General features: G+C 69.9%; 11 protein-coding genes. 7 read left to right on the top strand and 4 right to left on the bottom strand.

The annotated features are described in order from the left end of the window. Positions 1–8: 8 nt before the first annotated feature. Together FFI97_RS30305 and pyrE are read right to left on the bottom strand one after the other, a co-directional pair. Positions 9–701, bottom strand: a complete 693-nt coding sequence (locus tag FFI97_RS30305; protein WP_139704002.1) for a DUF4124 domain-containing protein — start codon at positions 699–701, stop codon at positions 9–11. Positions 702–713: 12 nt separating this feature from the next. Continuing rightward, entirely contained in the window at positions 714–1,394 is a 681-nt protein-coding gene (gene pyrE, locus FFI97_RS30300; RefSeq protein WP_056583914.1) for an orotate phosphoribosyltransferase, read from the bottom strand. Between the two features lie 12 nt (positions 1,395–1,406). Here pyrE and FFI97_RS30295 point away from each other — a divergent pair, with 12 nt between their 5' ends. From FFI97_RS30295 to FFI97_RS30280, 4 genes are read left to right on the top strand one after another with little or no spacing between them, the layout of a single operon-like run. Next, positions 1,407–2,210: an exodeoxyribonuclease III gene (locus FFI97_RS30295; RefSeq protein ID WP_062472711.1), complete on the top strand. Its 804-nt coding sequence runs from the start codon at positions 1,407–1,409 to the stop codon at positions 2,208–2,210. 15 nt (positions 2,211–2,225) lie between these two features. Next, complete coding sequence (locus FFI97_RS30290; protein ID WP_139704005.1) at positions 2,226–3,575, top strand: PcfJ domain-containing protein; 1,350 nt, start codon at positions 2,226–2,228, stop codon at positions 3,573–3,575. After that, a complete protein-coding gene (locus FFI97_RS30285; protein WP_139704007.1) occupies positions 3,572–4,381 on the top strand; it encodes a DUF1266 domain-containing protein in 810 nt (269 codons plus the stop codon). Before FFI97_RS30290 ends, FFI97_RS30285 begins: the two co-directional genes overlap by 4 nt. Positions 4,382–4,394: 13 nt before the next feature. Beyond that, positions 4,395–6,398 carry a DUF4034 domain-containing protein gene (locus FFI97_RS30280; RefSeq protein ID WP_139704010.1) on the top strand — a complete coding sequence of 668 codons (2,004 nt, stop codon included), beginning with the start codon at positions 4,395–4,397 and terminating at the stop codon, positions 6,396–6,398. 3 nt (positions 6,399–6,401) lie between these two features. Here the strand turns inward: FFI97_RS30280 and FFI97_RS30275 are convergent, their stop codons facing one another. After that, complete coding sequence (locus tag FFI97_RS30275; protein WP_139704012.1) at positions 6,402–7,301, bottom strand: LysR family transcriptional regulator; 900 nt, start codon at positions 7,299–7,301, stop codon at positions 6,402–6,404. A gap of 72 nt (positions 7,302–7,373) precedes the next feature. Here FFI97_RS30275 and FFI97_RS30270 point away from each other — a divergent pair, with 72 nt between their 5' ends. Beyond that, the gene (locus FFI97_RS30270) at positions 7,374–8,624 is read left to right on the top strand and encodes a flavin-dependent oxidoreductase (protein WP_139704014.1); all 1,251 of its coding nucleotides are present in this window, start codon (positions 7,374–7,376) and stop codon (positions 8,622–8,624) included. A 40-nt stretch (positions 8,625–8,664) separates the two neighbouring features. After that, positions 8,665–9,627: a tripartite tricarboxylate transporter substrate binding protein gene (locus tag FFI97_RS30265; protein WP_139704017.1), complete on the top strand. Its 963-nt coding sequence runs from the start codon at positions 8,665–8,667 to the stop codon at positions 9,625–9,627. 24 nt (positions 9,628–9,651) lie between these two features. Here FFI97_RS30265 and FFI97_RS30260 read toward each other — a convergent pair whose 3' ends face one another. Then, positions 9,652–10,506: a M48 family metallopeptidase gene (locus tag FFI97_RS30260; protein ID WP_070063492.1), complete on the bottom strand. Its 855-nt coding sequence runs from the start codon at positions 10,504–10,506 to the stop codon at positions 9,652–9,654. A gap of 61 nt (positions 10,507–10,567) precedes the next feature. On the opposite strand from FFI97_RS30260, the gene FFI97_RS30255 reads away from it, so the two are divergent. Beyond that, a complete protein-coding gene (locus tag FFI97_RS30255; protein ID WP_070063493.1) occupies positions 10,568–11,962 on the top strand; it encodes an AmpG family muropeptide MFS transporter in 1,395 nt (464 codons plus the stop codon). Positions 11,963–12,066: the final 104 nt, after the last annotated feature.

The following is a 12,066-nucleotide window of genomic DNA, read 5'->3' as shown; positions in this document are numbered from 1 at the left end:
TCATTCGTTCAGCGGGGGTTGCCGCCGTTCTGCGGCGACCAGAGCGTCTTCAGGCGCCCGCGCTCTTCGTCGAAGCGCGCATTCACGCGCTTCTTCTCTTCTTCCTGCTCCGCGATGAAGCGGTTCTGCACGGCCACGCTCTGCGTGTTGTCCTCGATGCGGCGGCGCACCGCGCCGGGCGCCTTGCTCGTGTCCTGCTTGTAGAACTCGAGCTCCTCGTCGATCTTCTTGCGGTCGTCGGCGAGCTCGACGAGGCGCTTCTTCGCGGCCTGGATCACGGCGTCGATCTGCGACAGCGCCTCGACGCGCTCGCGGTCGTGCGTGGTGGCATTGGGGTAGCGCACCAGCAGCGCGCGCTCGCGGCGGCGCTCGTCGATGAGCCGCGCGGCCTGGATGGCGGCTTCGCGCGCGCGGTCCTCGCGCTCCTGCTGCTCGCGCGCCGTGTAGGTCGGCTCCAGCTTGCGGCGCACCGTGCCGCTCGGGCTCAGTTCGCGCTGCTCGCGGTCGCTGCACTCGGCGATCGGCCGGTCGGCCGTGAGCGTGCGCCCGCGCGCGTCGACGCAGGTGTAGATGCCGACGCCGGGCCCGTCCGTCCTGGCAGGCTGGGCCAGCGCCGTTGCGCACGACGACAGGGCCGCCAGGCCCAGCCACAGCGACGCCACGACGGCGGCAGAAGAGGGATCGCGCGCGGGGCGTCGCATCGGCGCTGCGTCTCAGGCGCCGTAGCGCGTGCGGTAGGCCAGCACGCGCTCGCGGTGCGCGCCGAGGTCGGCGGCGGCGTTGCCCGAGAGGTAGCTCAGCAGGTCGTCCAGCGTGGCGATGGGCACCACCGCGAGGCCGAGCTGGTTGCGCACGTACTGCACGGCGCTGTGGTCCACGTCGACGCCGTTCTCGGTGGCTTTTTCCTGCCGGTCCAGGGCGATGGCCACGGCATGCGGCGTGGCGCCGGCGGCCTGGATCGCGGCGATCGATTCGCGCACCGCGGTGCCGGCCGACATCACGTCGTCGACGATGAGCACGCGGCCCTTCAGCGGCGCGCCCACCAGATTGCCGCCTTCGCCGTGCGCCTTGGCTTCCTTGCGGTTGTAGGCGAAGGGGTAGTTGCGCCCGCGCCGGGCCAGCTCGGCGGCCACGGTGGCGCCCAGCGGGATGCCCTTGTAGGCGGGGCCGAAGATCATGTCGAACTCGAGGCCGCTTTCGACCAGGCGGTCTGCATAGAATCCGGCGAGCCGCGCGATCTTGGCGCCGTCGTCGAAGAGGCCCGAATTGAAGAAATACGGGCTCATGCGACCGGCCTTGGTCTTGAATTCGCCGAAGCGAAGCACGCCGGCGTCGAGCGCGAACTGGACGAAGTCCTGTGCCACCGCGCTGCTTGTCTGACCGTCTACAGCCATTGGAAATTCCTTGTGTTCAAACTGACCAGTCTCAATCTCAATGGCCTGCGCTCGGCGGCCACCAAGGGCGTCGCCGACTGGGTGGCCGAACTCGCGCCGGATTGTATTTGCATGCAGGAGATCCGCGTCCAGGCCAGCGATGTCGAAGGCCGCTTCGAGCAGATGGCCGGCCTGCAGGGCCACTTCCACTTTGCCGAGAAAAAAGGCTACGCGGGCACCGCCATCTACACGAAGCATGCGCCCAGCGCCGTGGTGGTGGGCTGGGGTGATCCCGAATTCGACGCCGAAGGCCGCTACCTCGAGCTGCGCTTCGACACGCCCAAGCGCAAGTTCTCGGTGATCAGCTGCTACTTCCCGAGCGGCAGCTCGGGCGAGGAGCGCCAGGCCGCCAAGTTCCGTTTCCTGAAGGGTTTCTTCCCGCACCTGCTGGCGCTGAAGAAGGAGCGCGAGTTCATCCTGTGCGGCGACATCAACATCGCACACCAGGAAATCGACCTGAAGAACTGGCGCGGCAACCAGAAGAACAGCGGCTTCCTGCCCGAGGAACGCGCCTGGATGACGCGCCTGCTCGACGCCGGCACCGAAGGCGCCGGCCTGGTGGACGTGTACCGCCGCCTCAAGCCCGACACCACGGGCGACGCCTACACTTGGTGGAGCAACCGCGGCCAGGCCTACGCGAACAACGTGGGGTGGCGGCTGGACTACCACCTGGCCACGCCGGCCATGGGCGCGCTGGCGCGCACCGAAGCGATCTACAAGACGGTCAAGTTCAGCGACCACGCGCCGATCACGGTGGAGTACGACTTCACGCTGTAAGTCGCCCGCCCGTCGATGCCGATCCCGACCCCGTCTCCTTCCACGAGCCCCTCCGCGCCACCTGCCGCGACGGCGGCTTATCTGCCGCGCGACGTGGTGAACGCGCCCGAAGTCAAGGCCGCGATCGCGCGCCGCAGCGCTGAGCGCGGCGACGACACCGACATGGCGGCCTGGCTGCTGAACCACTTCTTCCGCTGGGCCATCGGCAGCTTCGGCAACGTGCTGCCGGTGCAGTCGCCCGCCGACTACCTGGCCGCGGCCGGGCCCGACAAGCCGCTGCCCGAGTGGCTGGCGAAACAGCTGCAGCCGCGCGCCCCTGTCGCGGTGAACGCGGCGTCCGCCCAGGACAAGGAAAAGTCCAAGTCCGGCAAGCCCGAGCCGCAAGCCCCTGAAGCCAACCCGAAGACTTTCTACTACCTCGACCCCGACCACCTGCTGCTGGTCGACCGCGAACGCATGCTGGTCGAGTTTTTGCGTTCGCGGCGCGGCACGCGGCTCGAGCAGAAGCTGCAGCGCATCACCTGCTTCATGGCCATGGCCCTGTGGGAGCAGGAGCACCAGCGCATGCAGGCCAAGCGCAACAAGGGCTGGGTGCCCAGCAGCGGCCTGGCGCTGAAGGAAGTGCTGCGCACGCCCAACGGCGTGATCTTCGAGTTCATCGGCAGCCATGCGGCGCTGCGCGAGGAAATGGCCTACGAGTCGTTCCACATGCAGCACTGCCTGGGCCAGTTCGCCAACATCAAGAAGCTCAATGGCGGCTACGGCGAGCAGTACGCGAGCGCGGCGCAGAGCGGCCGGCTACGCCTGTTCACGCTGCGCAGCGCGGGCAACCTGCCGCACGTGACCATCAGCCTCGAAGTGCATCCGAACGGGCTGCGCGTCGACCAGATCAAGGGCAAGCAGAACCGCCACCCGATCCGCAAGTACGCGGACGACGTGCTGCAGTTCCTGCGCACGCTGCCGCCGCGCGGCGAGCGCCACAGCGACTGCGAGGGCATGGGCCTGGTGTTCGAGCCCGAGGCCTCGGACGCCGCCCGGGGTGAATGGAAGTTCGTCACCGATGTTCAGAGCCCCGATTTCCTGCTCAGCGTGATGAGCGGCAACTTCCACCTGATCGAGCACTTCGAGCAGCCGCCGCCGGCGCTGCAATGGCTGCTGCTGCGCATCGCGCCGCACGAGCTGGCGCGGCTGCGGCAGATGGACGTGGCAGTGGCCGCCGCCGCCCGGCTGACGCTGCCCGCGAACCGGCTGCCGCCGGCGCTGCAGGCGGCCCCCACGCAGGCGCCCGCCGCGATGCTGGAGATCGAAGGCATCTCGCTGAGCGCCGCCGTGTGCGCGCCGCCGCTGGGAGCGGCATTGCCATGACGCAGGCCATCGTCATCGTTGTGTTCCTGGGCCTGCTGTACCTCGGGGTGCGCATCGCGTGGTTCGTCGTGCGCACGGCATTCCGCGTCGTCGTGCACGGCTCGGGCACGGCGATCGGCCACATGGAAAAGGCCAACGCCGACCTCGCGGTGCGCGCCGCGCAGGCCCGGGCCGACGCCGGCAAGGTGGTGCCCAACCGCCGCCGCTGGGCGCTGGCGCTCGGCGACATCCTGCTGCTGCGCAACGGCCTGCGCTGCGACAGCGACACGCTGGCGCTCGACGTGCCCGCCGAGCAGCGCCAGCGGCTGGCCAAGCAGGTGCTGCGCGAAATGAACATGGCCGCCGACCTGCCCGAGCGCGACATCGCCACGCAGATGCAGGCCGCGCTCGTCGGCTGGGTCGGCGGGCTCGGCCGCACCCACGCCAATTTCTACGAACAGCTCGCGGCCGAAGGCCAGGTGCGCGACGCACTGGCTTTCGACTGCGCGCGCACCGCCTTCCTGGTGCGCTGCATCGCACTGCTGGGCTGGGTGCCCGAGTCGCAGGCCTGGCTGGTGCTGTTCCTCAACGCGCAGCGCGCGCAGGACAGCTTCGAGAGCTGGGAAGACTTCGGCCACGCCTATGCGCGGGCCCGGCTGCACTGGCTGCGCATCAGCAGCCAGGACGGCCCCGCCTCGTCGCGCGCCACGCTGGAAGTGCAGGAGCACCTGCAGAACACGCAGGGCAACTGGCTCACGCTGCCCTGGAAGCGCTACCGCATCTTCGATCCCCAACCCGTCACTCTCGCCCCCGCCGCGTCGGCCTGACGCGCAACCGCACATGACCACCCACACGCCCTCTGCCGCAGCGACCGTGATTCCCCCCGCGCCCGCGCGCTGGAAGCTCTGCGACATCGACGCCCTGCTGCGCGCCGGCGATTACGCCGCACTCGACCAGCGGCTCGACGACGCGCTGGCCGCCAGCTTTCAAGACCGCGACGAGGAAGAGCGCTACTACGGCGCCTTGCCCGACGACCTGGCCGGCTGCACCGCGGCCGGCGCCGAAGGCCTGGCCCGCCTGGCCGCATGGCAGGCCGCCAACCCGCAATCGGCCCATGCCTGGCTGTGCGAAGCGCACTACTGGTACCACTGGGCCTACGAGTACCGCGGCTCGGGCTGGGCCAGCACGGTCACCGCGCTGGGCTGGGAATGCGCCCATGCCTGCGCCACGCGCTGCGCCGTGGCCGCGCTGCGCGCCCTCACGCTCGCGCCCACGATGTGGACCGCCTGCGCCCTGCTGCTGCAGAGCACCTCGGCCTTCAACGAGCCCGACTGGCTGACCGAGCTGGTGCGCAGCGGCCGCTGGCCCGACAAGCCGCTGCAGCACGACTTTTCGCTCGACGACGATGCGGCCACCCGCGACGAGCTGCTGGCGCAGCTCGCGCGCTCCGGCCTGGCGCACGACGAGCGCGTCGCCTGCCCCCAGGCCGTGCCCACCGCCCTGCCCTCGCCCGTGCAGGGCCGCAAGGTGATCAGCGGCACGTCCTACTGGATCCACGCCACGCTGCACGTGCACCCGCGGCTGTTCTTCTTCATGCGCCAGTGCGTCTGGTTCCAGCAGCCGCGCTGGGGCGGCAGCCACGAGCGCGTGCGCGCCTTCATCGCCTCGCCCGCCTGCGCCCACCTGAGCGAGGTCGAGAAAGACCGGCTGCGCCACGAGATCTGGCGCGACGACTACCAGGGCAACAGCGTCGACAAGGACGAAGACCCGGCCGAAGCCCAGCAGCGCATGGCCGCCACGCGCCAGCGCGCCCAGGAGGCGCTCTACCCCTACCACCGCTGGGAAACCCTGCGCTGGCTGGCCGTGAGCCACTACATGCTCGACCAGCACGCCGAAGCGCTGGCCTGCCTGCGCGAGGCCGAGAGCCACCACCCCATCGACGACGACTACGCCATGAACATGGCGGTGCACGTCGCCCTGGAGCAGGACCCCGACGGCCACTGGCTGGGCCAGGCCATCTGCAACAGCGCCAACGCCTACGAATGCAACACCGCGCTGATCCTGCACGGCTACTGCAGCCTGAAGGGCGCCTTCGGCTTCGTGCCCAACGCGGCGACCGGCAACGCCTGGCTGGCGGCCGCGCGCGAACGCAACGCCGGTACCGAGAACTGGGACGACCTGGCGCGCGCACTGTGGCGCGTGCCGCGCAACCAGGAAGCCTTCGAGATCCTGGAGATGGGGCTGGCCGCCGGCGACAAATCGTGCCTGCTCACGCTCGGCATCTTCCACGCGGGCGGCGAGCACGGCACCAAGGACCGGCAGCAGGCGATGCACTGCTACGGCCAGGCGGCACAGGCCGGCAACAGCGTCGCGGCCTACAAGCTGGGCTACCTCTGCCACGACATGGCCTGGGAAGACGCCACGCCCGCGGCGCAACGCCCCGCGCTGCAGGCGCAGGCGGTCGAGGCCATGCTGAAGGCCCGCGAGCTGGGCCACGACGACGCCACCGAGGGCGCGTTGATGTTCATCAGCGACCTGTCCGACATCCCCGTGCGCCACCGCCACCTGGACTTCGTGCGCGAGCACGCCACCAACGGCGACGCCATCGCCATGGCCACGCTGTCGACCCTGCTGGCCGACGCCAACGACAAGGTGCTCTACAACTACCGCGAGAGCGTGCGCTGGATCATGGGCGCGCAGGCCGTGGCGCCCGAGGACGAGTTCGTGGTGAACGTGACCAAGAACACCCACCAGGACGGCTTCCTGTCGTCCACGCTCTACAAACTCACGCGCCGGCAGATCAAGGCGCACGAGATCCCGGGCGGCGACAACGCGATGGTGTAACGGCTAGCGGGACAACGCCGGCAAGGCCTTGGCCAGCGTCTCGCTGAAGGCGCGCATCGCCTCGGTCTCGTGCGTGCCGCGCTTGGTCAGGCGAAAGAAGTCCATGCCCACGCGCGGCTTCAGCAGCACGTCGGTCTTCACGCGGTGACGGCGGCAAGCCGCCAGCGCGAAGGTGGGCATCACGGCGGTGCCGAAGCCGGCCTCGACCATCGAGATCAGCGTGCCGAAGAAGTTGAAGGCGGGCCGCTGCGCGTCGGCCAGGCCGATCTCGCCGAGCTGGCGCTCGATCACCTTCTGGATCGGGTTGCCGGGCGGCAGGCCGATCAGCGTGGCGCCACGCAGCGCGGACCAGGGCGCGGTGCCGACCGGTTCGCCGTCGGCCACGGCCTGCGTCACGCGCATCAGCTCGAAGCGCCCCACGGGCGTGCGGTCGAGCCCCGCCGCGGCCTTGAAGAAGAAGCCCAGGCCGAGGTCGGCCTCGCCGGCGGCCACCATCGCTTCCACGTCGCGCAGGTCGGCGTCGAAGAGGCGCAGCGCGACCTGCGGATGCGCCTGGCGAAAACTCGCGAACACCCAGGGCAGCAGGTGCGAGGACACCAGCGGCGTGGCCGCGATGCGCAGCGTCTGGCGCGCCGCGTCGCCCTCGGCGCCGAGTTCGGCGGCCACGTCATCGAGGTCGGTGACGAGCCGCTCCACCACCGGCAGCAGCCTGCGGCCGGCCGGCGTGAGGCTCACCATGCGCGTGGTGCGGTCGAACAGGCGGCAATCGAGCTGCTTCTCCATCTCGCGGATCAGGATGCTCAGGCCCGCCTGCGTGATGTGCGCCTGCTCCGCCGCGCGGGTGAAGTTGCCGATGCGCGCCACCTGCAGGAAGGCGCGCATCTGGCGCGTGGTCAGGTTCATAAGGATTCATGATAAATCCATATCACATCTAAATTTCCCATATGCCTCGTTTGCGGTCCCAATACGGACCCCATGAGCACCGCACCTAACGAAGTCATCATCCTCGGCGCCGGCATCGGCGGCCTGACCTTCGCCCTGAGCCTGCACCAGGCCGGCATCGCTTGCCGCGTGTACGAGGCCGTGCCCGAGCTGCGCCCGCTCGGCGTGGGCATCAACCTGCTGCCGCATGCGGTGCGCGAGCTGTCCGAGCTGGGCCTGCTCGACGCGCTCGACGCCGTGGGCGTGCGCACGCAGGAGGCGGTCTTCTTCACCGAGCACGGCCAGCTGGTGTTCCGCGAGCCCGCCGGGCAGCACGCGGGCTACGACTGGCCGCAGTACTCGATCCACCGCGGCGACCTGCAGACCGTGCTGCTGAACGAAACCTTGAAGCGCCTGGGCCCCGACAGCGTGCAGTGCGGCCACCGCTGCACCGGCGTCGAACAGGATGCCGACGGCGTGACGGTGCACTTTGCCGACGGCCGCGCGCCGGTGCGCGGCGCGGTCGCGGTGGGCTGCGACGGCATCCACTCGGCACTGCGCAAGCAGCTGTGTCCGAACGAGGGCGCGCCGCGCTATTCGGGCATCAACATGTGGCGTGGCACCGCGGCCTGGAAGCCCTTTCTCTCGGGCGGCAGCATGGTGCGCGCGGGCTGGCTCACCGTCGGCAAGATGGTGATCTACCCGATCCGCAACGACATCGACGACCAGGGCCGCCAGCTGGTGAACTGGGTGGCCGAGATCCACGCGCCCCAGCCCGCGATGCGCGACTGGAGCCGCGCCGGGCGCCTCGAGGACTTCCTGCCCGCCTTCGCCGACTGGCACTTCGACTGGCTCGACGTGCCCGCGCTGATCCTGGCCTCCGACACCATCCTGGAGTACCCGATGGTCGACCAGGACCCGCTGCCGCGCTGGAGCCACGGCCGCCTCACGCTGCTGGGCGACGCCGCGCACCCGATGGTGCCGCGCGGCTCCAACGGCGCGGGCCAGGCGATCATCGACGCGCGCTTTCTCGCCGGTGCGATGAAGCGCGAAGGCGTGGGCATCGCGGCGCTCGACACCTACGACCGCGTGCGCGTGAAGGCCACCACCGACGTGGTGCTGACCAACCGCAGCAACCCGCCCGACACCATCCTGCGCGAGGTGTTCGAGCGTTCGGGCGGCCAGCGCGTCGAGAACCTCGACGAGCTCGTCACGCAGCAGGAACTGCAGGCGATCTCGGACCACTACAAGCGCGTGGCCGGCTACGACCCGGCGGCGCTGAAGGCGCGCGCGTCGTACCTCTGAGCGCCGGCACATTCACCGAACAAGACGGAGACAAGACCCCATGAGATTTCTGGCCAGGACCTTCGCCACCCTGCTGGTCGCGGCCAGCGCCGCCGCGGCCCACGCCTGGCCCGACCAGCCGGTGACGCTGGTGGTGCCCTACACGCCCGGCACCGGCATCGACCTGATCGCGCGCCAGCTCTCGGCCCGCCTGCCCGCCGTGCTCGGCCAGCCGGTGATCGTGGAGAACCTGGCCGGTGCCAGCGGCAACATCGGCAGCGAGAAGGTGGCGCGCGCCAAGCCCGACGGCTACACGCTGCTGGTGCAGGTCAACACGCTGGTGATGAACAAGGGCCTGTACAAGTCGCTCGCCTACGACCCGGTGGCCGACTTCACGCCGGTGTCGCAGACCTCGTGGGGCACGCTGCTGCTGGTGACCAACCCGTCCACCCAGAAGGCGGGCTCGCTCGCGCAGCTGGTGGCCACCGCCAAGGCCAACCCCGGCAAGCTGACCTACGTCACGCCGGGCGTCGGCACGCCGCACCACCTGTCGATGGCGCTGCTGATGCAGGGCTCCGGCACCGACCTGCTGCATGTGCCCTACAAGGGCACGGCCGGCGCTGTCACCGACCTGCTCGGCGGGCGCATCGACGCGATGTTCCTGCCGGTGCACGTGGCGCTGCAGCACATCCAGGCCGGCAAGCTCAAGGCGCTCGCCACCGGCAGCGGCCACCGCCTGCCGCAGCTGCCCGACGTGCCCACGCTGGCCGAGGCCGGCGTGACCGCCGACAACGTCGACATGTGGTACGGCGTGCTCGCGCCCAAGGGCACGCCGGCCAACGTGGTGGCGCGGCTGAACACGGAGATCGCCGCGGTGCTGAAGTCGCCCGAGGTGGCGAAGTCCTTCGAGTCGCAGGGCATGGTGCCCGCCAGCTCGACGCCGGCGGCGTTCGGCGCGCTGATCCAGAAGGATGCGCAGCGCTGGGCGACGGTGGTGAAGAAGGGGAACATCACCGCCGACTGAGCGGAGCCGGGGCGGGAAGCGCAGCTACTTGCGCGCAGCCGCCCGGTACAGGTTCTCGACCTTCGGCACGTTCGCCTCGAGCTTGGCGATGCGGTCCGGCCCGCTCGGGTGGGTCGACAGGAAGCTCAGGCCGCCCTGGTTCTTGGAGGCGGTGGCCATCTTCTTCCACAGCGACACCGAGGCCTGCGGGTCGTAGCCCGCGCGCGCGGCGAGTTCGAGGCCCACGAGGTCGGCGTCGGTTTCGTCGCTGCGGCTGAACTTCAGGGTGATGAGCTGCGTGCCGGCGCGCGCCGCGAGGTCGCCCACCTGGCCGAGCCCCAGCAGCTGCGCGCCGATGGACAGCGCCGCGCCGGTGCCGACGCTCTTGGCCATGCGCGCACGGGCGTGTTCGCGCAGCGCGTGCGCCATTTCATGGCCCATGACCATCGCGACCTCGTCGTCGCTCAGCTTGAGCTGTTCGAGGATGCCGGTGAAGAAGGCGATCTTGCCGCCGGGCATGCAGAAGGCGTTGATCTGCTTGCTGCCGATCAGGTTCACCTCCCACTTCCATTCGCGCGCGCGGGTGTTCCACGGCAGGGCGAAGGGAATGAGCCGCTGCGCGATGGTGCGCAGGCGCTGCAGCTGCGGGTTGCCATCGCCGGCCAGTGCGCCCTTGGCGCGCGCCTGTTCGAGCAGCTGGCCGTACTGCTGCACGCCGGCCGCCTCGATCTGGTCGGCGGGCACGAGGTTGCGCGCCACCGAGGCATTGCCGACATTGACCTGCGCCAGCGCCGGCGCGCTCAGCGCGGCACCGGCAGCGGCCAGCAGGAAGGCCCGGCGCGGGTTCCAGGCCGAGGCTTCGGAGAGGGCGGAAAGGGGGCGTTCGCATCGTGTGCACATAGGTGCCCGGATGATAGGAACAAATGGAGACGAGCGGGCGCGCCGATCTCCCCAACAGCTCATGGACAATCCCCCACTCATGTCCGCACCGCCCGCCGAACCCACCCAAGCCCCCGCGAGCGCCGCGCTGCCCTGGCGCGACGCGCTCAAGGTCTACCTCGAACCCGCCACCCTGCGCATGCTCGCGCTGGGCTTCTCGGCCGGCCTGCCGCTGCTGCTGGTGCTGGGCACGCTGAGTTTCCGGCTGCGCGAGGCGGGCATCGACCGCACCACCATCGGCTACCTGAGCTGGGTCGGGCTGGCCTATGGCTTCAAGTGGGTCTGGGCGCCGCTGGTCGACCGGCTGCCGCTGCCACCGCTGACCACGCTGCTCGGGCGTCGGCGCGGCTGGCTGCTGCTGGCGCAGGGCATGGTGATCGTCGGGCTGGTCGGCATGGCGATGAACGACCCGCGCCTGGGGCTGCAGCCACTGATCTGGTGCGCGCTGCTGGTGGCCTTCGGCTCGGCCACGCAGGACATCGCGCTGGACGCCTTCCGCATCGAATCGGCCGAGACGCGCAAGCAGGCCGCGCTGGCCGCCGCCTATCAAACGGGCTACCGGCTCGCGATGATCTGGGCCGGCGCCGGCGTGCTGTGGGTCGCGGCCTGGGCCGAGGTGGCGCCCGCCGTGGCGGTCACCGGCGCGGCGGCCTACCAGAACGGCGCCTGGAAGACGGCCTACCTCGTCATGGCGGCCTCGATGGCGGTCGGCGTGCTCACGGTGCTGCTGTCGCCCGAACCGGTGCGGCGCGTGCTGCCGAAGGCGAAGAACGCGGGCGAATGGCTGCGAAGCGTGCTGATCGAACCTTTTGCCGACTTCATCCGCCGCTACAAGTGGCAGGCGGCGCTGATCCTGGCGCTGATCGCCATCTACCGCATCAGCGACGTGGTGATGGGCATCATGGCCAATCCCTTCTATGTGGACATGGGCTTCACCAAGGACCAGGTGGCCACGGTCAGCAAGATCTACGGCGTGATCATGACGCTGGTGGGCGCCTTCGTGGGCGGCGTGCTGTCGATGCGCCTGGGCGTGATGCGGGTGCTGATGCTGGGCGCCGTGCTGAGCGCCGCGAGCAACCTGCTGTTCGCCTGGCTGGCCACGCGCGGACACGACCTGACGGCGCTGATCGCGGTGGTCTCGGCCGACAACCTGGCCGGCGGCATCGCCTCGGCGGCCTTCATCGCCTACCTGTCGAGCCTGACCAACATCAGCTACTCGGCCACGCAGTACGCGCTGTTCAGCTCGCTGATGCTGCTGCTGCCGAAGTTCATCGCCGGCTATTCGGGCGCGTTTGTCGACGCCTACGGCTACAGCACCTTCTTCACCGCCACCGCGCTGCTGGGCGTGCCGGTGCTGCTGCTGGTGGCGCTGGCCTCGCGCATGGCGGCCCGCACAGGCGACGGCGAGCGTCAATAGGGCCTGCGCCGGAGCTGTCATCTATAGGAAACAGCCGACGCAACCTGATACGCAACGCTGGTAGGCTGCGACATTCATTGCGTGAAAATTGCGCTTTCCCGCTT

This window comes from Variovorax sp. KBS0712, assembly GCF_006323185.2.
Taxonomy (GTDB): Bacteria; Pseudomonadota; Gammaproteobacteria; order Burkholderiales; family Burkholderiaceae_C; genus Variovorax; species Variovorax boronicumulans.
This window is presented reverse-complemented; position numbering and strand designations above follow the sequence as displayed.

Coding starts and splice junctions, on each gene's coding strand:
- FFI97_RS30305 (WP_139704002.1), bottom strand. CDS start 701: ATGCGACGCCCCGCGCGCGATCCCTCTTCTGCCGCCGTCGTGGCGTCG.
- pyrE (WP_056583914.1), bottom strand. CDS start 1,394: ATGGCTGTAGACGGTCAGACAAGCAGCGCGGTGGCACAGGACTTCGTC.
- FFI97_RS30290 (WP_139704005.1), top strand. CDS start 2,226: ATGCCGATCCCGACCCCGTCTCCTTCCACGAGCCCCTCCGCGCCACCT.
- FFI97_RS30285 (WP_139704007.1), top strand. CDS start 3,572: ATGACGCAGGCCATCGTCATCGTTGTGTTCCTGGGCCTGCTGTACCTC.
- FFI97_RS30280 (WP_139704010.1), top strand. CDS start 4,395: ATGACCACCCACACGCCCTCTGCCGCAGCGACCGTGATTCCCCCCGCG.
- FFI97_RS30275 (WP_139704012.1), bottom strand. CDS start 7,301: ATGAACCTGACCACGCGCCAGATGCGCGCCTTCCTGCAGGTGGCGCGC.
- FFI97_RS30270 (WP_139704014.1), top strand. CDS start 7,374: ATGAGCACCGCACCTAACGAAGTCATCATCCTCGGCGCCGGCATCGGC.
- FFI97_RS30265 (WP_139704017.1), top strand. CDS start 8,665: ATGAGATTTCTGGCCAGGACCTTCGCCACCCTGCTGGTCGCGGCCAGC.
- FFI97_RS30260 (WP_070063492.1), bottom strand. CDS start 10,506: ATGTGCACACGATGCGAACGCCCCCTTTCCGCCCTCTCCGAAGCCTCG.
- FFI97_RS30255 (WP_070063493.1), top strand. CDS start 10,568: ATGGACAATCCCCCACTCATGTCCGCACCGCCCGCCGAACCCACCCAA.